The 23,218-nt window shown below is 66.6% G+C and carries 16 protein-coding genes and 1 pseudogene; 5 read left to right on the forward strand and 12 right to left on the reverse strand.

The window, feature by feature from the left end; genetic code table 11:
* Entirely contained in the window at positions 1-924 is a 924-nt protein-coding gene (locus ABFA30_RS21550; protein WP_253104559.1) for a pyridoxal-phosphate dependent enzyme, read from the reverse strand.
* A gap of 154 nt (positions 925-1,078) precedes the next feature.
* Positions 1,079-2,782: an amidase gene (locus ABFA30_RS21555; protein ID WP_253104562.1), complete on the reverse strand. Its 1,704-nt coding sequence runs from the start codon at positions 2,780-2,782 to the stop codon at positions 1,079-1,081.
* A 262-nt stretch (positions 2,783-3,044) separates the two neighbouring features.
* Here ABFA30_RS21555 and ABFA30_RS21560 point away from each other — a divergent pair, with 262 nt between their 5' ends.
* On the forward strand, positions 3,045-5,015 hold the full coding sequence (locus tag ABFA30_RS21560) for a BCCT family transporter (RefSeq protein WP_225789636.1): 1,971 nt from the start codon (positions 3,045-3,047) through the stop codon (positions 5,013-5,015).
* Between the two features lie 40 nt (positions 5,016-5,055).
* Here ABFA30_RS21560 and yghU read toward each other — a convergent pair whose 3' ends face one another.
* The 7 genes from yghU to ABFA30_RS21595 form a co-directional block, all read right to left on the reverse strand.
* A complete protein-coding gene (gene yghU / locus ABFA30_RS21565; RefSeq protein ID WP_225789635.1) occupies positions 5,056-5,895 on the reverse strand; it encodes a glutathione-dependent disulfide-bond oxidoreductase in 840 nt (279 codons plus the stop codon).
* A gap of 290 nt (positions 5,896-6,185) precedes the next feature.
* Entirely contained in the window at positions 6,186-7,394 is a 1,209-nt protein-coding gene (locus ABFA30_RS21570; protein WP_410045905.1) for an NAD(P)/FAD-dependent oxidoreductase, read from the reverse strand.
* 253 nt (positions 7,395-7,647) lie between these two features.
* Positions 7,648-8,712: a GlxA family transcriptional regulator gene (locus ABFA30_RS21575; RefSeq protein ID WP_368816562.1), complete on the reverse strand. Its 1,065-nt coding sequence runs from the start codon at positions 8,710-8,712 to the stop codon at positions 7,648-7,650.
* A gap of 191 nt (positions 8,713-8,903) precedes the next feature.
* Positions 8,904-10,052: an ABC transporter ATP-binding protein gene (locus ABFA30_RS21580; RefSeq protein WP_368816561.1), complete on the reverse strand. Its 1,149-nt coding sequence runs from the start codon at positions 10,050-10,052 to the stop codon at positions 8,904-8,906.
* Between the two features lie 19 nt (positions 10,053-10,071).
* Positions 10,072-10,881 (reverse strand): ABC transporter permease, encoded by an 810-nt coding sequence (locus ABFA30_RS21585; RefSeq protein ID WP_225789631.1) that lies wholly within the window; start codon positions 10,879-10,881, stop codon positions 10,072-10,074.
* A gap of 6 nt (positions 10,882-10,887) precedes the next feature.
* Entirely contained in the window at positions 10,888-11,805 is a 918-nt protein-coding gene (locus ABFA30_RS21590) for an ABC transporter permease (RefSeq protein WP_410045906.1), read from the reverse strand.
* The gene (locus ABFA30_RS21595; protein WP_225789629.1) at positions 11,802-12,827 is read right to left on the reverse strand and encodes a polyamine ABC transporter substrate-binding protein; all 1,026 of its coding nucleotides are present in this window, start codon (positions 12,825-12,827) and stop codon (positions 11,802-11,804) included. Before ABFA30_RS21595 ends, ABFA30_RS21590 begins: the two co-directional genes overlap by 4 nt.
* Before the next feature lie 360 nt (positions 12,828-13,187).
* Between ABFA30_RS21595 and ABFA30_RS21600 the strand changes: the two are divergent.
* A pseudogene (locus ABFA30_RS21600) lies at positions 13,188-13,899 on the forward strand (PAAR domain-containing protein); the annotation flags it as partial.
* 712 nt (positions 13,900-14,611) lie between these two features.
* Here the strand turns inward: ABFA30_RS21600 and ABFA30_RS21605 are convergent.
* The 3 genes from ABFA30_RS21605 to ABFA30_RS21615 form a co-directional block, all read right to left on the reverse strand.
* A complete protein-coding gene (locus ABFA30_RS21605; RefSeq protein ID WP_225790554.1) occupies positions 14,612-16,993 on the reverse strand; it encodes a DUF3772 domain-containing protein in 2,382 nt (793 codons plus the stop codon).
* Positions 16,994-17,050: 57 nt separating this feature from the next.
* Positions 17,051-18,118 (reverse strand): bifunctional DNA-binding transcriptional regulator/O6-methylguanine-DNA methyltransferase Ada, encoded by a 1,068-nt coding sequence (gene ada / locus ABFA30_RS21610; protein ID WP_410045907.1) that lies wholly within the window; start codon positions 18,116-18,118, stop codon positions 17,051-17,053.
* 164 nt (positions 18,119-18,282) lie between these two features.
* Positions 18,283-18,909, reverse strand: coding sequence for a DNA-3-methyladenine glycosylase family protein (locus tag ABFA30_RS21615; RefSeq protein WP_225790556.1), 627 nt, complete (start codon positions 18,907-18,909; stop codon positions 18,283-18,285).
* A 176-nt stretch (positions 18,910-19,085) separates the two neighbouring features.
* On the opposite strand from ABFA30_RS21615, the gene ABFA30_RS21620 reads away from it, so the two are divergent.
* The 3 genes from ABFA30_RS21620 to ABFA30_RS21630 all read left to right on the forward strand — a co-directional run bounded on the left by ABFA30_RS21620 (position 19,086) and on the right by ABFA30_RS21630 (position 23,130).
* Positions 19,086-19,601 (forward strand): sigma-70 family RNA polymerase sigma factor, encoded by a 516-nt coding sequence (locus ABFA30_RS21620; protein WP_368816418.1) that lies wholly within the window; start codon positions 19,086-19,088, stop codon positions 19,599-19,601.
* The gene (locus ABFA30_RS21625) at positions 19,588-20,544 is read left to right on the forward strand and encodes a FecR domain-containing protein (RefSeq protein WP_253103481.1); all 957 of its coding nucleotides are present in this window, start codon (positions 19,588-19,590) and stop codon (positions 20,542-20,544) included. The genes ABFA30_RS21620 and ABFA30_RS21625 overlap by 14 nt, the downstream gene beginning before the upstream one ends.
* 96 nt (positions 20,545-20,640) lie before the next feature.
* On the forward strand, positions 20,641-23,130 hold the full coding sequence (locus ABFA30_RS21630; protein ID WP_410045908.1) for a TonB-dependent siderophore receptor: 2,490 nt from the start codon (positions 20,641-20,643) through the stop codon (positions 23,128-23,130).
* Positions 23,131-23,218: the final 88 nt, after the last annotated feature.

Genomic DNA, 23,218 nt, shown 5'->3' on the forward strand with positions numbered 1-23,218 from the left:
TCATCGGTCGCCCACCTGTTCCAGCCAGCTGCGAATCTGCTCCAGGGTCGCCGTGGCCCCGCCACAGACGATCACCAGCACATTGCGGTACTCCCCCAGGCGTCCAGGTGTGTAGGCCAGGGCCAGCGCCGCGCCGCAGGCCGGCTCGACCAGCACGCGGTGATCGAGCAAAAACCGCTCGCACGCCAGCAGGGCTTCGCGGTCGCTGACCAATTCGCTGTGAACGGGATGCTGGCGCACACAGTCCATCGCCCGGTCGGCCACACGCTTGGCCCCCAGGGAGGTGGCCACCGATGCGATACGTTCCAGCGCCACCGGGTGCCCGGCCTCGATGGCCGCATGCAGCGAGGCGGCGCCTTCGGTTTCCACTGCCAGCACCGGCACATCGTGCCAGTCGTTGCGTTGCAGGCCCTCGACCACACCGCTGAGCAGCCCGCCACCGCCGACCGACAGCACCACCGCGTCGGGCTTGTGGCCTTCCCGGGCCACTTCGTCGATCAGGCTGGCATGGCCGGTCCAGAGCAGCGGGTCGTCGAACGGGTGGATGAAGGCATCGCCCGGTCCCACCAGGCTCTGCGCCAGTTCGTTGGCCTCCTGCCAGGAGCTGCCGTGCACCACCACCTTGGCCTGCTCCAGGCGCAGCAGTTCCTGGGCCCGCTCGGTGGTCGTCTGCGGCACGACCACGGTCACTGGCACGCCGAGCCGGCGACCGGCATAGGCCACCGCCAGGCCGGCGTTGCCGCCGGAGGAGCAGACGAAGTGCCGGGCGCCACGGGCATGGTGGACCTCACAGGCATGGCCCACCCCGCGCAGCTTGAACGAGCCGCAGGGTTGCAGGGCTTCGAGCTTGAGCCAGACCGAGCGCTGGGTGGCCAGGGAGAGGGGGCGGGATTCGATCAGGGGTGTCTGGATGTGCAGGGGCATGGCAGTTTCCAATGAGTCGTTTTACGACCCAAGCATGCACCATTCGGGGCGGGGAGTGCACAAGCTCATTGGCGGGCGAGCCGCAATGTTGGTCAGCTAGCATTGGGGCTGCAAAGCAGCCCCGATGCTAGCTGAAAGCCTTACCTGCTCGGACTCAGCCCAGCGGTGGCGTACGCGGCGGGACCAGGCGGCGCGAGCCGGTGGACTCGAACGCCGCGCCAAAGCGCAGCAGCGCCGAGTCGTCGTAGGCGCGGCCAGCGAACGTCAGGCCGACCGGCATGCCGATGTCGGCCATCACGCCCATGGGCACGGTGACGGTGGGCACGCCCAGGTGACGGATCGCCAGGTTGCCATTGGCCACCCACACGCCGTTGCTCCAGGCGATATCCGCCGATGCCGGGTTGACGTCGGCGTCCGCCGGGCCGACGTCGGCCACGGTGGGGAACAGCACGGCGTCCAGGCCGAGGTCGTCCATCCAGTCCTCGAGGTCGAGCTTGCGCGTCTTCTCCAGGCCACGCAGGCCGTCCGGCACGGTCTCGATCTGGTCCCACGACTTGAGGCCGCGCTTGGCCATGTTCACGTACTCGTCCATGCCGGCAGCCAGGTCGTCCTCGCGGTTCGGCAGGGTGCCTGGGTCATGGGGGAAGATCTGCATGCCGTCGACATCGGCCAGGCGATTGAGTTTCGGGTCGCCGTTGGCCCGCAGGAAGTCGTCGAAGGCCCAGCCGGACAGCTCCCAGAGCTCGTCGTGCAGGAACTCCTTGGAAACGATGCCGCGGTTGAACACGGTCGGCGCACCGGGGCGGTCGCCCTCGCAGTTGGAGACCAGCGGGAAATCCACCTCGATCACCTCGGCACCGGCCGCTTCCAGGGCCTGGCGGGCCTGGTTCCACAGATCGATGACGCTGGCGCGGGTATTGATGCGCTGGCCGGTCGGGCCGCCGATACCTGGCTTCTGCGAGGTGCCGGCCTCGGGGTCGGCATTGATGTACATGCGTGGCACGCCGAAACGCTTGCCCTTGAGCGCGCTGGCGTCGGCGGCCAGGTCCAGGTACGAGGCCGGGCGCACTTGCGAGGCGGCCGGGATCGGTACCCAGGGTTGCAGGCGCCACAGGTCGCCGCGGGTATCGGCGTCGTCGGCGACCACCACGTCGAGGATCTCCAGCAGGTCGGCCATGGTCCGGGCATAGGGCACCACCACGTCCATGGTCGGGGTCAGCGGCCAGTTGCCACGCACCGAGATCACCCCGCGCGAGGGGGTGTAGGCGCACAGGCCATTGTTGGACGCCGGGCCGCGACCGCTGGACCAGGTTTCCTCGGCCAGGCCGAAGGCCGAGAAGCTGGCGGCGGTGGCGGTACCGGCACCGTTGGAGGAGCCGGACGCGAACGGCGCGGTCAGGTAGGCGGCGTTGTACGGGCTTTCGGCACGGCCGTAGACGCCACGCTGCATGCCGCCGTTGGCCATGGGCGGCATGTTGGTCTTGCCCAGGCAGATGGCGCCAGCGGCACGCAGGCGCTCGATGGTGAAGGCGTCACGCTGGGCCACCAGGTCCTTGAACGCCGGGCTGCCGGAGGCGGCCGTGAGGCCCTTGACCAGGTAGCTGTCCTTGGCGGTGTAGGGGATGCCATCCAGCGGGCCGAGGGTTTCGCCCCGGGCCCGGCGGGCATCGGAGGCCTCGGCCTCCTTGAGTGCGTCAGGGTTGCGTACCACCACGGCATTCAGGGCAGTGGCGGTGTCGGCTCCGTCATAGGCGTCGATGCGGGCCAGGTAGGCCTTGACCAGCTCGACCGCCGTCGTGCGGCCGGTCTCGAGCGCGTCGCGCAGCTCGGCAATGGAAACCTCGGTTACCTCGATCATGCTGTCACCAGTTGTGCAGGTGGAAAATCATGGCCGCGAGTGTAGCAAGAAGCCCTTGCCGGGCGCAGGCATGCAGCGTGGCAATGGTTTGTTGCAGCGCGGCACGATGGAGGGAACGCAGGCGAAGTTGACGGGTCGCAGTCTAGTCTTAGGCTTTGCATGAAAAGCCGTCGAGCGCTGCTCAGGCGCTTTTCGTACCAAGCCCAGGCCCATGTCGCCCGCGTTGGGGCTGGCAAGATCAACGATCCGGAGCCACCGATACATGCCCAATACGCCAGAATCTGCCTCCACCTCCACCGTCAACCCGCCAGTCTTCTGGATTTCCGCTGCCTTGCTGCTGGTGCTGGTGCTCTATGCCAGCGTCTTCCAGTCCCATGCCCAGGCCTTGTTCGCGCACATCCAGGGCTGGATCATCGGCAACGTCAGCTGGTTCTATATCCTGGCGGTGGCGATCATCCTCGGCACCGTGGTGTTCCTCGGTGTCAGCCGCTATGGCGACATCAAGCTTGGCCCCGACCACAGCACGCCGGACTACAGCAGCACCACTTGGTTCGCCATGCTGTTCTCCGCCGGCATGGGCATCGGTTTGATGTTCTTCGGCGTCGCCGAGCCGGTGATGCACTTCGTCAAGCCGCCGGTGGGCGAGGGCGGCACGGTGATGGCGGCCTCCGACGCGATGCGCATCACCTTCTTCCACTGGGGCCTGCATGCCTGGGCGATCTACGCCATCGTCGCCCTGATCCTGGCCTACTTCAGCTTCCGCCACGGCCTGCCGCTGACCTTGCGCTCGGCGCTCTATCCGTTGATTGGCGAGCGTATCCATGGGCCGATCGGTCATGCGGTGGACATCTTCGCCATCATCGGCACGGTGTTCGGGGTGGCCACCTCGCTGGGCTTCGGTGTCGCGCAGATCAATACCGGCCTCAACGCGCTGTTCGGCGTGCCGGTGTCGATACCGGTGCAGATCGTGCTGATCATCGGCACCACCTTCCTCGCCACCCTGTCGGTGGTTTCCGGCCTGGACAAGGGCATCCGCCGCCTGTCGGAGCTGAACCTGGGCCTGGCGGTGCTGCTGTTGCTGATGGTGGTGCTGCTCGGGCCGACGGTGCTGATCCTGCAGACGTTCGTGCAGAACACCGGCGGCTACCTGGGCGAAATCGTCAGCCGTACCCTCAACCTCTATGCCTACCAACCCACCGACTGGATCGGCGGCTGGACGCTGTTCTACTGGGGCTGGTGGCTGGCTTGGTCGCCCTTCGTCGGGCTGTTCATCGCACGCATCTCCCGGGGCAGGACGATCCGCGAGTTCGTCACCGGCGTGCTGCTGGTGCCGACCGGCTTCACCTTGCTGTGGATGACCGTGTTCGGCAACACGGCGATCCACATGATCCTCGACGAGGGCTTGACCGACTTGGCCCGGGCGGTGGACCAGGACACTTCGCTGGCGTTGTTCGCCTTCCTCGAGCACTTCCCGTTCGCCGGCGCCATCAGCACCTTGGCGATCGTCATGGTGCTGGTGTTCTTCGTCACCTCGGCAGACTCCGGCGCCATGGTCGTGGACATGCTCGCCTCGGGTGGGCAGGAGCACACGCCGGTCCGCCAGCGTATCTTCTGGGCCGCGAGCATGGGCGTGGTGGCCATCGCCTTGTTGCTGGCCGACGGCCTCAAGGCCCTGCAGACGGCGACCATCGCCAGTGCGCTACCGTTCACCATCGCCTTGCTGTGCAGCATGCGCGGGCTGCTCAAGGCGCTCAAGCTCGACGCCACCAAGCGCGGCCTGCGCTACCAGGCCCTGGCGATCTCGCCGACCGCCTCCCGCGCCGCCGGCAACTGGCAGCGGCGTTTGCGCACCCTGGCCATGTTCCCGCGCAGGGCGCATGTGCTGCGGTTCATCGCCGAAGTGGGGTTGCCGGCCTGCCAGTCGGTGGCCGAGGAGTGGCGCCGGCAGGGCTATGAATGCAGCGTGGAGGAGGGTGAGGGCGGCAGTGTCACGCTCAAGGTGGGGCCGAGCGACCATCCCTTCGTCTACGAGATCAGGCCCCATGCCTACACCATGCCCAGCTTCGTCATGAGCGATACGCCGGGTGAGGAGCGCAAGTACTTCCGCGCCGAGGTGCACCTGCGTGAAGGCGGGCAGGACCATGATGTGATGGGGTGGTCGAAGGAGGAGGTGATCGGCGACATTCTCGATCACTTCGAGCGGCACATGCACTTCCTGCACCTGGTGGGCTGAGGTGGCAGCGGGGCCGCTCTTGCCGGAGCGGCCCGTGCGGTCAATCCAGGTCTGCCGCCGAGTGGCGTTCCGGCACTTGGCTTTGCTCGTCGCCCCAGGTCCGGTTGACCCGCGTGCCACGCTGCACTGCCGGCCGCTGGGCGATCTCCTCGGCCCAGCGGCGCACATGGGTGTACTCGTGCACGGCGAGGAACTCGGCCGCGTCGTAGAGGTTGCCGCGCACCAGTTGGCCGTACCAGGGCCAGACGGCGATGTCGGCGATGCTGTATTCGTCCCCGCCCAGGTAGCGGCTTTCGGCCAGGCGCCGATCGAGCACATCCAACTGGCGCTTGGCTTCCATGGTGAAGCGGTTGATGGCGTATTCGAACTTCTCTGGCGCATACACGTAGAAGTGGCCGAAGCCGCCGCCCAGGTAGGGTGCCGCGCCCATCTGCCAGAACAGCCAGTTCAGGCTCTCGGTACGCGCCGCCGGGGTGGTTGGCAGGAACGCGCCGAACTTCTCGGCCAGGTACAGCAGGATCGAGCCGGACTCGAACACCCGCACCGGCGGCTCGGCACTGCGATCGAGCAGGGCGGGGATCTTGGAGTTGGGGTTGACCTGGACGAAGCCGCTGGAGAACTGGTCGCCCTCGCCGATACGGATCAGCCAGGCGTCGTACTCGGCGCCGCGGTGGCCCAGGGCGAGGAGCTCTTCCAGCAGGATGGTCACCTTGACCCCGTTGGGCGTGGCCAGGGAGTAGAGCTGCAGCGGGTGCTTGCCGACCGGCAGATCCTGCTCATGGGTGGGGCCGGCGATGGGGCGGTTGATGCTGGCGAACTGGCCGCCGGAGGCTGTGTCGTTGGTCCAGACCTTGGGCGGGACGTAGGGGGACTTGCTCATGCACGGAATCTCCTGATGGCTCGAAGCGGTCACGTAAAGACGTGGACCTGCATCTATGCCACGGGTTCGGAGCAAAGGGCAAATACGGAGGGGCCTTTCCTGGGCGTTCAGCGCTAGTCAAGACGCTCTATTGGCATTCGGGGGCGCGGTGCGCCCCATCGCCGGCAAGGTACAGCGCAATTCTGGAGTCCGGCGCCACCCTGTGGGAGCCGGCTTGCCGGCGATGGGCTGCAAAGCAGCCCCAGGACCGCCAAGCGCTGCTCAACTGAGCGCCGAGGCGACGTGATCGGTCAGGCCACGGGGATCAGCGGGTCCGCTGCCGCCAGCGCCGCGGTGCGTTCCGCTGCCGGCGGGTAGATCCACACGGTATTGATCTGCGCCTTGAGCTTCTTGGCCTCGGCCCTGTCCTCGGGCGGCATGACCTTGCGTTCCCAGCCCTCGGTGTACACCGCGCCCCAGGCGCCGAGGTCGAGGCAGGTGACGTACTTGGGCTGGCTGTAGGTCATCGGGGCCACGCCGATCAGCTCGGCGGCGGCGTTGTTGCCCGCGTAGCGGCCCAGCGGAATGGCATGCTGGCAGGACATCACCGCATGGTTGCCAACCTCGTCGCAGGCGGCGTAGGCGACGTCGCCTGCGGCGTACACCGCATCGTTGCCCTTGACCTTGAGGTGGCCGTCCACGTGCAGGCGGCCCTGGCGGTCGTGCTCGCCGCTGATCTGCCCGGTGAGCGGGTTGGCCTTGAAACCGACGGTCCAGACCACGGTATTGGCGGCGATGCGCTGGCCGTTGTCGAGCAACACCCCATCGGCATCCACCGAGGCCACGGTGGCTGCGCAGATCCATTCGATGCCCAATGCCGCGGATGCCTCCACGATGGCCGGGCTGATGCCGTCGCCCAGGGCGGCGCCAATCCTCGCGCCGCGGTCGACCACGACGATACGCGGCTTGACCTGCTCGCCCAGGATCGCCCGCAGGCGGCTGGGCAGCTCGGTGGCGGTCTCGATGCCGGTGAAACCACCACCGGCGATCACCACGGTGTTGCGTGCCGCGCTGTCGGGTCGCGAGGCCAGGGACTTGAGGTGCTCTTCCAGGCGCACCGCCGACTCGATCTTGTCGACGTCGAAGGCATGCTGGTCGAAACCAGCGAGATCCGGGCGATTGAGCAGGCTGCCACAGGCCATGATCAAGCGGTCGTAGCCCAGGCTCGCCTCCTGGCCGGTGGGATCACGGTAGGCCACCGTACGGGCCGCCTCGTCGATGCGCTGGGCCGTGCCCCTGACGAAACGCACGTTGACCGCGTCGAACAGCGCCTGCAGGGGCGCTGCCATGTTGTGCACGTCGGCTTCGTAGAAGCGCGGGCGGACATGCAGTTCGGCCTGGGGGGCGAGCACGGTCACCTCGACATCGTCCCGGCCATGCTGGTCCAGCAGGCGTACAGCGCTCAGGGCGCTCCACAGACCAGCGAATCCTGCACCGATAATCAGAATCTGTCGTTTCATGTTGTGCTCCTGGAGAAAGTGACGGGCAGATGCATCCCCGAGGGCGTTCTCCAGAGGCCTGGAGAGGATACCGCTCAGTGGATGCGTGGCTGGCGGGCACGCGGTGTCTGCGTGTCGCCGGACACGGTCTGGCCTGTTGTCGTTCTTGGGGTCATGCGTTTGTTGGCGGATGGGCTGGAATCGATGCTAAGCGCAACGGCGTGCGCCACATAGGCCAAAAAACCCTGACTTTCGGCCAGCCCGGTCGAACGCCCTAGAGCGGGTTGGCGGGGAGGGCGACGCCGGCAAGGTTGAACGGGCGGGTGAAGCGGCTGCGGTAGTCCCGTGGCGACACCGCCAGGTGACGCTGGAAGGCATGGCGCATGCGCTCCTCGGTGCCGAAGCCGCAGTGGCGGGCGATCTGGTCGATGTTGCTGGTGGAGTTCTCCAGCAAGCGGCGTGCGGCTTCCAGGCGGAACACCTCGATGGCCTTGGCCGGCGTGCGGCCGGTTTTGGCCTTGTAGACGCGCGAGAAGTTGCGCACGCTCATGCGCACCTGCTGGGCCATGCTTTCCACGCTCAGGCGTGGGTCGTCCAGGCGCTGGCTCAGCCACAGGTGCAGCGCCTCGAACTCGGCGCAGTCCTGGCCCTGGGACTTGAGCAGCTCGCTGAACTGCGCCTGCCCGCCGGGGCGCTTGAGGAACACCACCAGCTCCCGCGCCACCTGCATCGCCACCTCACGGCCACAGTCGGCCTCCACCAGTGCCAGGGCCATGTCGATGCCAGCGCTGACGCCGGCAGAAGTCCAGACCTTGTCCTGCTGGACGAAGATCGACTCGTTGTCCACCTCCACCGCCGGAAAGTCCCGGCGCAGGACATCGCACATGGCCCAGTGGGTGGCCGCGCGACGGCCGTCGAGCAGGCCGGCGCTGGCCAGCAGGAAGGTGCCGCTGCACACCGAGGCGGTGCGCCTCACGCCTTTGGCCGCCTCGCGCAACCAGGCCACCAGGGGGGCATGATCGGGGAGGGTACGGATGATGTCCGGTGCGCCGGGCACGATCAGCGTATCGACGGGCTGGTGCATCAGGGGCGCGAGGCGCTCGGTGGCTACTGCCAGGCCTTCGGCGGTCGGCTGCAGGCCGCCTTCGAGGCTGGCGGTATGCATCTGGTAGCCGGGCAGGCCACGTTCGCCCATGGCCTTGGTGGCGGCCCAGAACACCGTCTGGGCGCCGGTCAGGTCGAGCAGGCCCATCTGGGGGTAGGCGAGGAACACCAGCCGGCGCGGCTGGCCGACGGGTTGCAGGGCAGGGGACTGCGGGATGTGGGCGATATCGTTCATGGTGGCGCAATCGTTCGGCTGTCATGGGAGGCGCATGGACTGAGGTCGGCCCTGACCTTGGCCCATGGTAGTACATGCCGGGGGAGCGGGGTAAGGCGCCTTGCGTTCTATGAGTTCCCTGTGGGGCTGTTGTCGTGCAGAGAGCACACAGGGGCCGCGAAAGCGGCCCCCAAGATTACACCCAGGCTGGCTCAGTGCGCGCCCGCCGCCTTGCTCAGGTCGCTTTCGGCCCAGGTGGTATACACACAGGCATCGGCCACCGCCCAGCGCACCTTGACGGTATCCCCGGGCAGCATCGGCATGCCCGCGGCGGACAGCGCCTTCACGGTCATCTCGGTCCCTCCGGCGGTGACTACATGGCAGGTCTGGCTCTCGCCCAGGAACAGCACCTCGCCCACGCGGGCACTGACCTCGTTCCACCCCGCCGGCAACGGCTCGCGCAGGGCCTGCTCGGCCGTCAGCGCCAGGGCCTTCTCCGGTCGCACCATGACCAGCGCATCCTGTTCGGCAACCAGCCCCGGGGTCAGGCGGATCGCCAGCGACTGTCCCTCGAAACCCGCCGCGCCATTGCTGCTGGCCTTGACCCGGAGGAAATTGGAGTTGCCCAGGAACGAGGCGACGAAGGCGTTCGGTGGGTTCTGGTAGAGGTCGTAGCCGCTGCCCAGACCGACGATCTTGCCGTGGCTGAAGATGGCGATACGTTGGGACAGGCGCATGGCCTCTTCCTGGTCATGGGTCACGTAGACGATGGTGATGCCCAGGCGCCGATGCAACTGGCGCAATTCGTCCTGCAGGTCCTCGCGCAGCTTCTTGTCCAGGGCGCCGAGGGGTTCGTCCATCAGCAGGATGCGCGGTTCGTACACCAGTGCCCGGGCGATCGCCACGCGCTGCTGCTGGCCGCCGGACAGCTGCGCCGGGCGGCGGTGGGCGAACTTCTCCAGTTGCACCAGCTTGAGCATGGCATCGACCTGTTTGGCTGTTTGTGCGGCGTTTTGCTTGCGAATCGCCAGGGGGAAGGCGATGTTGTCGCGCACCGACAGGTGCGGGAACAGCGAGTAGCGCTGGAACACCATGCCGATGTCGCGCTTGTGCGGCGGCACCTTCACCAGCGACTGGCCCTGGACCAGGATCTCGCCGCTGCTGGGCGTCTCGAAGCCGGCCAGCATCGACAGCGTGGTCGACTTGCCCGAGCCGCTGGAGCCGAGGAAGGTGAGGAACTCGCCGTCCTGGATGTCCAGGCTGATGTTGTCCACGGCGGCGAAGTCGCCGTAGTGCTTGTTCAGGTTGCGCAGGCTGACCAGGGTCTTGTCGTGCGCGGAATCGTTCATGACTGCACTCATTGTCGTTGTCTCCGGGCGCTCAGGCGCTGACTTCGTTGCGCCGGCGCAGGGCGGCGGCGATGACCATGACCAGTACCGACAGGCCGATCAGCAGCGTCGAGGCGACGGCGATCACCGGGGTCAGGTCCTGGCGCAGGGTGGTCCACATCTTCACGGGCAGGGTCTGCAGGGTCGGGCTGGCCATCATCACGCTGAGCACCACCTCGTCCCACGACACCAGGAAGGCGAACAGCCCGCCGGCGATCATCCCCGGGCGGATCGCCGGGAAGGTCACCTTGAAGATCGCCTGCAGGCGCGAGGCGCCGCAGATCACCGCGGCATCCTCGATCGACTGGTCGAACAGCTTGAGCGAGTTGATGATCGAGATGATGGTGAAGGGCAGGGCGACGATCACGTGGCTGACCACGAAGGAAAACAGCGTGCCGGTGTAGCCGAGCTTGAGGAACAGTGCGTACACCGCCACGGCGATGATCACCAGCGGCACGATCATCGGCAGGGTGAACAGGCCATAGAGGAACTCGCGGCCCGGGAAGCGCCCGCGCACCAGGGCGAAGGCCGTGGGCAGGCCCAGCAGCACCGCGCATAGGGTGGTCAGCACGGCGACCTTGAGGCTGGCCAGGGCCGCGTCCATCCATTCGGGGTTGGAGAAGAACTGGCCGTACCACTTGAAGGTCCAGCCCGGCGGCGGGAAAACCAGCCACTGGGATGAGCCGAACGACAGCAGCACGATGAACAGGATCGGCAGCAGCAGGAAGGCCGCGATCACGCCGGTGGTCAGGTACAGGCCCACCCGCAGCGGGCGGCCCATGGCGTTGGGAGTCAGGAGCATGGCGGCTTACCTCGCGTTGCCGACCGGCGATTCCGGCTGCAGCTTCAGGTAGAAGTAGAAGAGCACCAGGGTGATCAGCACCAGCAACGCGGCGGCGGCGCTGGCCAGCCCCCAGTTGAGGAACGACTGCACCTGCTGGACGATGAACTCAGGCAGCATCATGTTCTGCGCGCCACCGAGCAGGGCCGGGGTGACGTAGTAGCCCAGGGACATGACGAACACCATCAGCGCGCCGGAGAACAGGCCCGAGCGGCACAGCGGCAGGAACACCCGCCAGAAGTTGGTCCAGGGGCTGGCGCCGCAGATCGAGCCGGCCTGCAGCACCATCGGGTCGATCGCCTGCATGGTCGCCTGCAGCGGCAGGACGATGAACGGGATCATGATGTAGCTCATGCCGATCACCACGCCGGTGAGGTTGTGCACCAGCTCCAGCGGCGCATCGATGATGCCGACGGCCATCAACACCTTGTTCACCACCCCGGAGGCTTGCAGCAATACCAGCCACGAGTAGGTGCGCGCCAGCAGGCTGGTCCACATCGACAGCAGCACGATGTTCAGCAGCCAGCGGCCCCAGCCGCGTGGCACCAGGGTGATCGCCCAAGCCAGGGGAAAGCCCAGCAGCACGCTGATCAGGGTGACCAGGCCAGCGACCGAGAAGGTGTTGAACAGCACCCGCGCATAGGCCGAGTTGGCGAACAACTGCTCGTAGTTGCCCAGCCCTGGCACCGGCTCCAGCACCCCGCGCAGCAACAGGCCGATCAGCGGGGCGAAGAAGAACAGGCCGAGAAACAGCAGGGCCGGCAACAGGTTGCGGCTGCCGCGCCAGCGTTGGCTCAGGGATGGGCGGCCCACGGCCGCCCCTGGTGCGCCGGTGCCGCTGGGGGCGCCTTGCGTGTCGCGCAGGGCGTTGATGGCGACTTTCATTTGACCAGCCACTCATTCCAGCGGGCCGCGATGGCCTGGCCGTTCTTCGCCCAGTAGGCGAAGTCCAGGGTCACCTGGTCCTGGGCGTAGGCGGTCGGCAGGTTCGGCGCCAGGTCGGGCTTGAGTTGGGCGATGCTGTCCAGGTTGACCGGGGCGTAGGCGGTGAGGTTGGCGAAGTCGGCCTGGCCCTTGGCGCTGCTGGCGTTGGCCAGGAACTTCATGGCCGCGTCCTTGTTCTTGGCACCCTTGGGGATGACCAGGAAGTCGGCCATGACCAGGTTCTGCTTCCAGCTCACGCCGACCGGCGCGCCGTCCTGCTGCAGGGCATAGACCCGGCCGTTCCAGAACTGCCCCAGCGAGGCCTCGCCGGAGGCCAGCAGTTGCTGGGACTGGGCGCCGCCGCCCCACCAGACGATGTTCTTCTTGATGGTGTCGAGCTTCTTGAAGGCGCGGTCCAGGTCCAGCGGGTAGAGCTTGTCGGCCGGCACGCCGTCGGCCAGCAGGGCCAGCTCCAGCACGCCGGGGCTTGGCCACTTGTACAGGGCGCGTTTGCCTGGGTAAGTCTGGGTGTCGAACAGGGCCGACCAGTCCACCGGCTTGTTGGCGCCGAGCTTGCCTTCGTTGTAGCCGAGCACGAAGGAGAAGAAGAACGAGCCGACACCGTGGTCGGAGACGAAGCGCGGGTCGATGCGGTCGCGCTGGATGGTGGAGAAGTCCAGGGGCTCGAGCAGGCCTTCGCTGGCGGCACGCAGGGCGAAATCGGCTTCGACGTCGACCACGTCCCACTGCACGTTGCCGCTCTCGACCATGGCCTTGAGCTTGCCGTAGTCGGTGGGGCCGTCCTGCACGACCTTGATCTTGCTGCTCTGGCTGAAGGGTTCGGCCCATGCCTGTTTCTGGGCGTCCTGGGTGGTACCGCCCCAGCTGACGAAGTTCAGGCTGTCTGCGGCCAGGGTGGCCTGGCAGGCCAGGGTCAGCAGGCTGGCGGACAGCACTGCGGTTACACGTTTGCTCAACAGCATGGTTAACGCCCTCGTTGCTTTTGTTATTTCAGCGGGCTTCCTGTCGCCCGCCATGTATTCGGGGAGCAGCTTTGCAAAGGATGTCGCGCGGCCGTGTTGTGCTTGTGAAGTCGGCCGAAAACTCAAGGTCTACGGGATATCATATTATGGTATTCCAAGTTTTTGGCAAGAGGTGTGAGGCTACCGGCCATCATTTGTGCCGTGCCAGCGGCAGGCTCATCGCTGAGCCTGTCGGGTCGCGATTGGGCTGCAGAATCTTTCCTGTGCGGTGTAGGAAAGGTCTCTTTTGTCAGCGCCAAGGCAACAGGCCCGCTTGCACCTGTTAGGTTTCGGAGCTTTTCCAGGCAAAGGAACCTGCATATGTACCGCGTCAGTCTCGAGGGCAGAGGCCAGGCAGTAGACGGTGACATCACCACGACGGGGGCGATCTGCATCGCCAGTGGCGAGGGCTATCTCTGCGAGGGGCGCAAGGTCCTGCGGGTTGGGGATGCAACCACTGAATGCCCACTGTGTGGCGAACCTGGGATCGTCGTGGAGGGCTATCTCGGGTGGATTTCCAATGGCCAGCCACTGGCGATGGATGGCTCGCTGGTCGCGTGTGGATGCCCCAGTGGCCGCAACAGGGTGGTGGCGCCCTTGCATGGCGAGGTACCGTCCAGCCGTTCACTGGGCGGCGTCACGCCCACTGCCCGTTCGGCGCACGCTGCCGCCGGCACGCAGGCAGTGTCTGCCGTGCAGGCACCGGCGGGCATCACCTCATCGCCGGTCGCGCTCGAGCCCGGTTTCTACATCGTCCCCCGCAGCATGTCTGGCCCACAACTGCTGGGCCGGTTGCTGGAGCAGGACCAGACGCTGCCCATCGCCCGTATCCAACGGCTTAACCCCACCTTCGAGCAGGGCTTCAAGGCCGGCGAGATCTTCGTCATCGGCGACCCCGACAACCACCATGCCTGTACCCGTGAAGAAGCCGACCTGATGCGCGCGGCCGAGCATGCACGGGAGTCGTTGGCGATCCTCAGCGAGGAGGAGGCCAATTTCATGATGGCGCATATCGGGGAAATTGCCGCGGCAATTTCCCCGATATGCGCCATCATGAAATTGGCCTCCTCCTCGCTGAGGATCGCCAACGACTCCCGTGCATGCTCGGCCGCGCGCATCAGGTCGGCTTCCTCGCGGGTACAGGCATGGTGGTTGTCGGGGTCGCCGATGACGAAGATCTCGCCGGCCTTGAAGCCCTGCTCGAAGGTGGGATTAAGCCGTTGGATACGGGCGATGGGCAGCGTCTGGTCCTGCTCCAGCAACCGGCTCAGCAGTTGTGGGCCAGACATGCTGCGGGGGACGATGTAGAAGCCGGGCTCGAGCGCGACCGGCGATGAGGTGATGCCCGCCGGTGCCTGCACGGCGGACACTGCCTGGCCTCTGCCCTCGAGACTGACGCGGTACATAGGCAGGTTCCTTTGCCTGGAAAAGCTCCGAAACCTAACAGGTGCAAGCGGGCCTGTTGCCTGGGCGCTGACAAAAGAGACCTTTCCTACGCCACGCAGAAAGTATTCTCGCAGGATCGGCTCCCATGGCGTCTGAGTCGATCACACATGATGTGATTTGCCGAGCCTTGTGGGGCCTTGCCCCACGAATGAGCTCCCTCGCGTCCTGTCTCGGAAATACGTTCGCTTTTGGCGAGTGGCTTGGGTGTTCGGTCAAGGCGCCGCCAAAAGCGAACAACTTATCTCCGAGACAGGGCACTAGGATGACAACCTTGAGCTGACTGGCATTAGCCCCCTACTTCACGCCGACTGCCCAGGCTCCTGCAACAACACCATGCTCTGCGGCGACGACAAGGCGATGCCCTCGTCACGCAAGCGCCCGAGCACGGTGAACAGCAGGTCGCTGCGTGTGCCCGACACCTGCCGTGGGCTGGCCACGTAGCCACTGACGCTGAGCACCATGCCGCTGGCGGTGATGTCCTTGAACGACACCGACGTCGCGGGCGCATCGAGGATCGACTCGTGCTCGTGATAAGCCGCCAGCAGCAGTTCGCGCACCTTGTTGGCGTCGGTATCCAGCGGCAGGGTCAGGGTGATACCGACCACGCCCAGGGCATTGCCCATGGTCACGTTGCGCACGTTCTGCGAGATGAACTGGGAGTTGGGCACGATCACCGTGGAGCGGTCGGACATCTGGATCTCGGTGGCACGCACGTTGATCCGGCGGATATCCCCCTCGACCCCGGCCAGGCTCACCCAGTCGCCCACCTTGACCGGGCGCTCGGTGAGCAGGATCAGGCCAGAGATGAAGTTCTGCACGATCTGCTGCAGGCCGAAACCGATACCCACCGACAGGGCACTGACCACCCAGGTCAGGCTCGTCAGGTTGATGTGCAGGGTCGACATCACCAGCATGGCCAGGAACAAAAAGCCCAGGTAGCCGACCAGCGTCACCAGGGAGGCGCGCATGCCAGCGTCCATGTCGGTCTCCGGCAGCAGGCGCTCGCTCAGCCAGCGCTTGAGCACACGAAGACCGAACATGCCGCCGATGAACATGGCCACGGCCAGGAAGATGTCCTGGGGCACGATGTTCAGGTTGCCGAGGACCTTGCCACCGCTCCCGTCCCATTCCCCCAGGCTCAACAGCAGCTCGCCGGGGCTGGTGCCCGACGGCATGAAGGCGAACAGCGCGGCGACGAACAGCAACAAAGTGCGGCCGATACCCGCCAGGATGGTGCTGGCCTGGGCCTGGTGGCGCTGCTGCAGGCCCAGGGCCGAAGCCAGGGCCAGGCCGCCAGGCTGGCGCGGCGAGAGCAGGTTTTCGCAGAGATCGCCGAACAACGTGATGAGCAGGTAGGCGCAAGTGGCTACCACGCTGATCCACAGGAGCTTGGCAGTGAGGAAGTAGGCCAGGGTCAGGTAGCCGGTGAGCAGCGCCAGCAGGATCAGGCCGACCCACACCAGGCTCACGAACGGGATCAACCCAGCCAGCCCAGGCGGGCGCGCCAGGCCATGCTGGCGCCGGGTGCGGCTGTAGCGCACCAGGGCCGCGACGAAGATCAGCGACACCACCAGGGCGGTCAGGCCGTTGGTGGCCACGGTGAGCGCCAGGCTGGTGCCGATCACACTGTTGATGCGCTCCTGGGTCAGCAGCACCATCAGGGCCAATGCCAGCAGCGGTGGGAACCAGCCCAGGGCACGGGCGATCTCGTCGGGGATCGGCGGCAAGCGCCAGGTGGGGCGTTGCAGCATCAGCATGGCGCGGCCAAGGCCGGAGATGAAGGCGCTGAACACCACCAGGGTGAGGATGTGGTTGGTCAGGCTGGCGATGTCGGCGCCCAGCTCGGCGCTGCTCTCCAGGCCCCAGCGCACCAAGGACACCGCGCCGCCGATGGTGGCCAGGGTGGCCAGGCTGACACCCACGGCCAGGGCGCTGCGGCGCAGTCGGCCCTCGGGCAGCCAGCGGATCGTGGCGTCGGCCAGCAGGCGTTCGACCATCCGCCGGAGCAAGGTCCAGACCAGCACCGCGATCACCAGGCTGGCGACGAACAGCCAGCGCTGCCCGGCACTGAAAGCGCTGGCCACGGCATCCGCCGCCTCGCCGCGCAGGCTGCGCAGGCGCGCCAGGTCCTCGTCGGTGGGGCGGATCAGGCTCGACCAGAACGCCGGGCTCAGGGGGCTGGCGGCACGGCTTGTGACCTGCGAGTTGAACAGGCTGCGGCGCAGGTTGACGATCTGTGTCGACAGGTCGCGGGCCGACTGGGTCAGCTGGGTGGCCTGCGTCTGCTGGGCGAGCAGGGATTTCTTCTCGTCCTCCAGCTGCTTGCGCTGGCGGGTGATGCTCTCGGCCTCGTCCGGCAACACCGGGCCGAGGACCTTGAGCTGGTCGTCCAGGCGCTCCACGTCGGTGGTCCGCAACGTGCCCAGGGCGTCAGCCTGGCGCTGGACCTGCAAGGCGGCCTGGCGCAACTGCGACAGCAGGTCGTCGTTGGCATTGCTGGTAACGCCCTGGCGGATCTGGTCGAGCCGGTCGCCCAGTTGCTCCAGGCTGGCGTTTTCATCCAGCACCGACAGCTCCGCCGGCGCCAAAGGTGCTGCCGACGCCGACCAGGCCGGTGTCGCCACGCACAGGAGCAAGGCCAGCAGGCCGATGCATAAATGGTCAAGGCTCAAGCGCCTCATCCGAATTCCCCTATTGATAAGCTCTGTTGCGCGGGAATTCTACGCTGCTCGTGATGATCAGGTGAGTGCCGTTTCTCGCTCCAGCAACTGCCGTTTGCGCTCCACGCCCCAGCGATAGCCGCTGATGTCGCCATCACGGCGCACCACCCGGTGGCAGGGGATGGCCACGGCGATGTGGTTGGCCGCGCAAGCCTGGGCCACGGCGCGCACTGCCTTGGGCGCACCGATGCGTTCGGCGATCTCGGTGTAGCTGACCCGGCTGCCGGCCGGCACTTCGCGCAGGGCCTGCCAGACCCGCTCCTGGAATGCCGTGCCCTGCACATCCAGCGGCAGGTCCAGGCCCAGGGCGGGCGCCTCGACGAAGCCCACCACTTCGGCGACCAGGCGCTCGAAACCGGTGTCCGCGCCAATCAGCCGTGCCTTGGCGAACTGGTCCTGCAGGTCTTGCAACAACTGTTCAGGGTCATCGCCCAGCAGGATGGCACAGATGCCTCGCTCGCTCTGCGCCACGAGGATCGCGCCCAGCGAGCACTGGCCGATGGCGAAGCGGATGGTCGCGCCTTCGCCGCCGGCGCGGTATTGCCGTGGGCGCATGCCCAGACGCTGGTCGGCGTTTTCGTAGAAGCGGCTGTTGGAGTTGTAGCCAGCGTCGTAGATGGCCTCGGTGACCGTGCTGCCTTCAGCGTCGAGCCGCTGGCGCAGGCGCCGGGCGCGGAAGGCCGAGGCATAGGCCTTGGGCGTCAGGCCGGTCTCGGCCTTGAACAGGCGGTGCAGGTGAAAGGGGCTGACGGCGAGCGCGGTGCCGAGCTGGTCGAGGCTTGGGGGCGTCTCGCTGGCCTCGATCAGGCGGCAGGCGCGGGTCACCAGTTCGGTACGGCGTCCATTCGGGTCGGCCATGGCGTTCATGCAACGCTTGCAGGCACGGTAGCCGGCAGCCTCGGCGCTGGCGGCATCGGCGAAGAACTCGACGTTTTCGCGCTTGGCCAGGCGCGAGCTACAGCCGGGGCGGCAGTACACGCCGGTGGTGCGCACGGCGTAGACGAAGTGGCCAACGGCCTCGGTATCACGGGCCTGCACGGCGAGCCAGCGTTCGTGGTCGGAGGCACAGGTGGGGGCAGGCTTCATGGGGAGGTCTCCTTGCGGTTGATGGCACTAGCCTGGCAGGCCTGGCTTGGGCCATCACTCCGATTCTTGCCGGTGAATCTTCGGTGTCTGCATCTGGAAAGCAATGGGGCTGCCGTGCAGCCCCGACTCCCCGGCCTGAAGTATGCCATTCCCCCTGGCCCGCACTAGGCCCGCCACAGGTACCAGGCCGCCACTGTCCGGTACGGGCTCCAGCCACCACCCAGCGAGCGCAACTGCGCCGGTGTCGGCGCCTTGTCCAGGCCTTTCATCCGACGATACCCCTCACGCACGCCAAAGTCGTCCACCGGTAGGATGTCGGAGCGCTCCAGGCAATAGATCAACAGCATCTCGACCGTCCAACGCCCGACGCCACGCAGGGGCACCAGGCGCTCGATCAACGCATCGTCATGCAGGGTCAACGCCTCCTCGCGGCTCGGCACGATGCCCTCCAGGCTCGCCTGGGCGATGCCTTGGAGGGTCGCAAGCTTGCTGGCAGAAAAGCCGCAGGCCCGCAGCGTCTCGGGCGCGGTCGCCAGCAGTTGCCCAGGACTGGGGAACGCCACGTCGGGAAACAGCGCCAGCAGCCGCCCGAGGATCGCCTCGGCCGCCCGCGCATGCAGTTGCTGGTAAGCGATGGCCCGCACCAAGGCCTCGTATGGCTCGCGCCCTGGCATCGCCGCATGCTGGCAAGGACCGATCGCGGCGATGTGCCGCGCCCAGTCAGGGTCCAGGGAGGCAAGAAAGTCCGTAGCCTCGCGGTAGGCCTCGGGCGACAGATCGGCCAGGATCATGGCGTGGTACCTGTGGGTGTTGGGGAACAACCAGCTTAGCCCAACCGCTCATCGGGCAAACGCCGGATCTTGCGCGGCAAATTCCCGGCATGCCATTGCTCTGCGACCGATGGCCCGCATAGAATTGAGAACTATTAGCAAACGCACCGCCATCCGGGACCAGGGTTTTCGACACGATGCAGATGAACGACACGCTCAAGCCGTCCGAGGTCGATCTGCTCTATCAAACCCACCACGCCTGGTTGCGCGGCTGGCTGCGAGCACGGGTCGGCTGCCGGGAGAATGCCGCCGACCTGGCCCAGGACACCTTCGTGCGCTTGCTGCGTGCACGCCAGCCTTCACCCCTGAAGGAACCCCGCGCCTACCTGAGCAGCATCGCCCGGGGCCTGATGATCGACCAGTTCCGCCGCCGTGCCCTGGAGCGCGCCTACCAGGAAAGCCTGGCCAGCCTGCCCGAGGGCGAAGCGCCCAGCGAGGAACACCGGCTGGTCATCCTCGACACCCTCGGACGCCTCGACCAAGCCCTGCACCAGCTCAAGCCACGGGCACGCCAGGCGTTCCTGCTCGCCCAGCTCGACGGCCTGAGCCTGGTGCAGGTCGCCCAGCGCCTGGGCGTGTCGCGGGCCACCGTCGAACGCGACCTGGCCAAGGCCCTGGGTGTCTGCTACCGGTTGCGCTATGCCGACGCCTGATCGCCACCCAGCCCAGTCCCAGGTCGACCAGGCCATCGACTGGCTGGTGCGACTGCGCTTCGACACGCCCAGTGCGAAGACAGAGCAGCAGTTCCAGCAATGGCTGGCCAGCCATCCGCAGAACGCCGTGGCCTGGCAGCGGGTCAGCCACCTCAGCGACGAGCTGGCGGGCTTGCCCAGCGAGCTGAGCCGACGCACCCTCGAAGGCAGCCGTCGCCAACGCATCGGCCGCCGTGACCACCTCAAGCTACTGGCCGTGCTGGCCGTAGGCGGCAGCCTCGGCTGGACCGCGCGCGAGCCGCTGGGTCTACCAGCGCTGCTGGCCGACTCCAGCACCGGTACCGGCGAGCGACGCAGCCTGCAAGGCAGCGATGGCAGCCGCATCCAGCTCAACACGGCCAGTGCCGTCGACCTGCGCTACAGCGCCGATCAGCGCCTGCTGACACTGGTCAGGGGCGAGGTCAGCCTGGACAGCAACGCCAACGACAACCGGCCGTTCCGCATCGACACCCGCGTCGGCCCCCTGGGAACCCAGGGCGGCCAGTTGCTGCTCCGGGAGAACGACCAGGGCCTGCTGCTGGCGGTGCGCCGCGGCGAAGTCACGCTGTTCCCCTCCTCTGCTTCGCCGCGCCTGGTGCGCAGCGGCGAGGTCCTGCAAGTGTCGCCGTCGGGTACGTACCAGGCCGCCGCCCTGCATGGCGACCCCTGGGGCTGGACCGAGGGAGTGCTCAGCGTGCAACGGATGCCGCTGGGCGAGTTCGTCGCGGAGCTCTCGCGCTACCGGCCCGGGCTGCTGCGTTGTGCCCCTGGAGTGGCCGACCTCAGGGTGTCCGGCACCTACCAGTTGGCCGATACCGAGCAGATCCTGTTGCTGCTCGCCCGTAGCCTGCCGGTGCGCGTCGACTACCGCACACGCTATTGGGTGAGCATCGAGGCGGCCTGAAAAAATTTTGAAAATAAATGAGGTGGAATCTCATTCTCGTTCGGCCTGAAGGAACAAAGCCCGAAAAGTGGTCTTCACAACCTTCAGGAGCGCTTCATGAGTCACCCCTGTTCCCCCCACAACGACCGGCTGCGCCATGCCGCGCGCGCCGCCGTGCTCGGCTTCGGCCTGGCCGGCGCCTGCTGCCTGCCGGCCCAGGCCCTGGCGGCCCCGGTCAGCCAAGGCCAGCAGATCGACTGGAACATCCCGGCAGGCCCACTGGCCGTCGCGCTGGACCAGATGGCCCGCCAGGGCGGTCTGAACCTGTCGTTCGATGCGAACAGCCTGCAAGGCAAGACCACCGGCGGCGTCCGGGGGCATTACGACAGCGCCCAGGCCTTGTCGATCCTGCTCCAGGGCAGCGACGTGCAAGTGCAGCAGCAAAGTGACAAGAGCTTCCTGCTGATCCCCGCCATGGATGTCGGCAGCGCCCTGGAGCTGGGCGCCACCAGCATTTCCAGCAACCGCCTGGGCGAGACCACCGAGCACAGCGGCTCCTACACCACCGGTGCAGTGACCATCGGCAAAGCGCCCCAAAGCCTGCGCCGCACGCCGCAGTCGGTGACCGTGGTGACCCGCCAGCGGATCGACGACCAGAACATCACCAACCTGACCAACCTGCTCGAACAGACCCCAGGCGTGGTGGTCAACCTCACCGACAGCGAGCGGGTGCAGTACTACTCACGAGGCTATGCGATCGATGCCATCCAGTACGACGGCGCCACCGTGGTGCAGAGCAGCGGTGGCGGCTCGTTCATCCAGAGCGATTCGGCGATCATCGACCGCGCCGAAATCCTGCGGGGGGCCACCGGCATGTTGCGCGGCGCCGGCAACCCGTCGGGCACAGTGAACCTGGTGCGCAAGCGGCCAACCTACGAGTTCCAGGGCGAAGGCAGCGTGACCCTCGGCTCCTGGGATGCCCAGCGCTACGTCGCCGACCTCTCCGGCCCGCTGACCGAGACGGGCAACGTGCGTGGCCGGGTGATCGCTGTGCATGACGACAAGGATCACTTCCAGGACTCACGCATGGAGCGCAAGGAAGTGTTCTACGGCGTGCTGGCCTTCGACCTGAACGACAGCACCACCCTCACCACCGGCCTCGAATGGACCAAGCTGGACGCCACCGGCGCCTGGGGCAACCTGCCGGCCGACTATGACGGCTCGCCCCTGCCCCTGGGCCGCAGCACCTACCTGGGCGCCGACTGGAACCGCTGGGACCGCAGCAACCTGCAGACCTTCGCCGAGCTGGAGCACCGCTTCGACAACGACTGGAAGCTCAAGCTGATGGCCCAGCGCACCCACTTCGAGCTCGATGACCACGGCTTCAAGCAAACCTACTTCACCCGCGCCAGCGGTGCCGACAACCCGACCAACAACCCGTACCTGATGAACTACCAGGTCACCGAGGGCGATGGCGGCGAAAGCCTGCAGAACAACCTCAGCGCCACCCTCAACGGCCCGTTCGAGCTGTTCGGGCGAACCCACGAACTGATGCTCGGGGTCGAACGCATCCGCAACGACTCCTATGCCTCGGCCACCCATTTCACCCCCTCGGGCCTCTTCGACATCCGCGACTGGGATCCGAAGACCAGCCTGCCGGAGCCGGACATCGACATCACCGCCCCCCCGGTGCGCACCCGTACCACCCAGGAAGGTGCCTACGCCACCTGGCGCATCTCCCTGGCCGACCCGCTCACCGCGATCATTGGTGCACGGAACAACTGGTACGACTACGAGCAGGAGAACAACACCAGCGGCAACGGCACGTTCAGCGTCGACAACAAGCTCGTGCCCTACGCCGCGCTGATCTACGACCTGAACGAAAACTTCAGCGCCTACGCCAGCTATACCGAGATCTTCAACCCGCAGACCGTGACCGACGTCAGCGGCTCGGTACTCAAGCCAGTCGAAGGCGAGGCCTACGAGACGGGGATCAAGGGCGAGTTCTATGATGGGCGCCTGAATGCGTCGCTGGCGTTCTTCCGTATCTACCAGGTCGGCAACGCCATCGATGACATCGCCTCCGGCATGCCATGTGGCGGCAACACCGGCTACTGCAAGATCGCGGCGGGCAAGAACCGCAGCCAGGGCTTCGAGCTGGAGATCTCCGGCGAAGTGCTGCCGGGCTGGAACGTCACCGGTGGCTACACCTACAACACCACCGAGTACCTGAACGACCCCAACAACCAGGGCAACGCGATCCGCACCACCGACCCCAAGCACATGCTCAAGCTGTTCACCAGCTATCGCCTGCCGGGTGAGCTCGACGCCTGGACCATCGGTGGCGGCGTGCAGGCGCAGAGCGACATCTATTCACGCGCCACGGCCAGCTCGCGCGGCGTCAACCCCGACGCCGTGGCCAGCCAGTCGGGCTATGCGGTGTACAATGCCATGGTCAACTACCGCTTCAACGAGCACTACTCGCTGCAGCTCAACGCCAACAACATCTTCGACAAGAAGTACTACCGCCAGGTGGCACCGACCCCGACCGGTTACTACTGGGGCGATCCACGCAATGTGTCGGTGACCTTGCGCGGGAGCTTCTGAGCCTGGCCCATCCAGGGCCAGTGCTTGCAAGGTCTTCTAATGATGAGTCAGGGCAAAACTGGGGGCGCGAAGCGGCCCCAGTGGCTGT

Origin of the sequence: Pseudomonas sp. HLMP (genome assembly GCF_046365545.1) — a bacterium.
Lineage (GTDB): Bacteria > Pseudomonadota > Gammaproteobacteria > Pseudomonadales > Pseudomonadaceae > Aquipseudomonas > Aquipseudomonas guariconensis_B.

Coding starts and splice junctions, on each gene's coding strand:
- ABFA30_RS21590 (WP_410045906.1), bottom strand. CDS start 11,805: ATGAAAGTCGCCATCAACGCCCTGCGCGACACGCAAGGCGCCCCCAGC.
- ABFA30_RS21550 (WP_253104559.1), bottom strand. CDS start 924: ATGCCCCTGCACATCCAGACACCCCTGATCGAATCCCGCCCCCTCTCC.
- ABFA30_RS21625 (WP_253103481.1), top strand. CDS start 19,588: ATGCCGACGCCTGATCGCCACCCAGCCCAGTCCCAGGTCGACCAGGCC.
- ABFA30_RS21570 (WP_410045905.1), bottom strand. CDS start 7,394: ATGAAACGACAGATTCTGATTATCGGTGCAGGATTCGCTGGTCTGTGG.
- ABFA30_RS21605 (WP_225790554.1), bottom strand. CDS start 16,993: ATGAGGCGCTTGAGCCTTGACCATTTATGCATCGGCCTGCTGGCCTTG.
- ABFA30_RS21575 (WP_368816562.1), bottom strand. CDS start 8,712: ATGAACGATATCGCCCACATCCCGCAGTCCCCTGCCCTGCAACCCGTC.
- ABFA30_RS21585 (WP_225789631.1), bottom strand. CDS start 10,881: ATGCTCCTGACTCCCAACGCCATGGGCCGCCCGCTGCGGGTGGGCCTG.
- ABFA30_RS21615 (WP_225790556.1), bottom strand. CDS start 18,909: ATGATCCTGGCCGATCTGTCGCCCGAGGCCTACCGCGAGGCTACGGAC.
- ABFA30_RS21560 (WP_225789636.1), top strand. CDS start 3,045: ATGCCCAATACGCCAGAATCTGCCTCCACCTCCACCGTCAACCCGCCA.
- ABFA30_RS21555 (WP_253104562.1), bottom strand. CDS start 2,782: ATGATCGAGGTAACCGAGGTTTCCATTGCCGAGCTGCGCGACGCGCTC.
- ABFA30_RS21595 (WP_225789629.1), bottom strand. CDS start 12,827: ATGCTGTTGAGCAAACGTGTAACCGCAGTGCTGTCCGCCAGCCTGCTG.
- ABFA30_RS21620 (WP_368816418.1), top strand. CDS start 19,086: ATGCAGATGAACGACACGCTCAAGCCGTCCGAGGTCGATCTGCTCTAT.
- ABFA30_RS21580 (WP_368816561.1), bottom strand. CDS start 10,052: ATGAGTGCAGTCATGAACGATTCCGCGCACGACAAGACCCTGGTCAGC.
- ada (WP_410045907.1), bottom strand. CDS start 18,118: ATGAAGCCTGCCCCCACCTGTGCCTCCGACCACGAACGCTGGCTCGCC.
- yghU (WP_225789635.1), bottom strand. CDS start 5,895: ATGAGCAAGTCCCCCTACGTCCCGCCCAAGGTCTGGACCAACGACACA.
- ABFA30_RS21630 (WP_410045908.1), top strand. CDS start 20,641: ATGAGTCACCCCTGTTCCCCCCACAACGACCGGCTGCGCCATGCCGCG.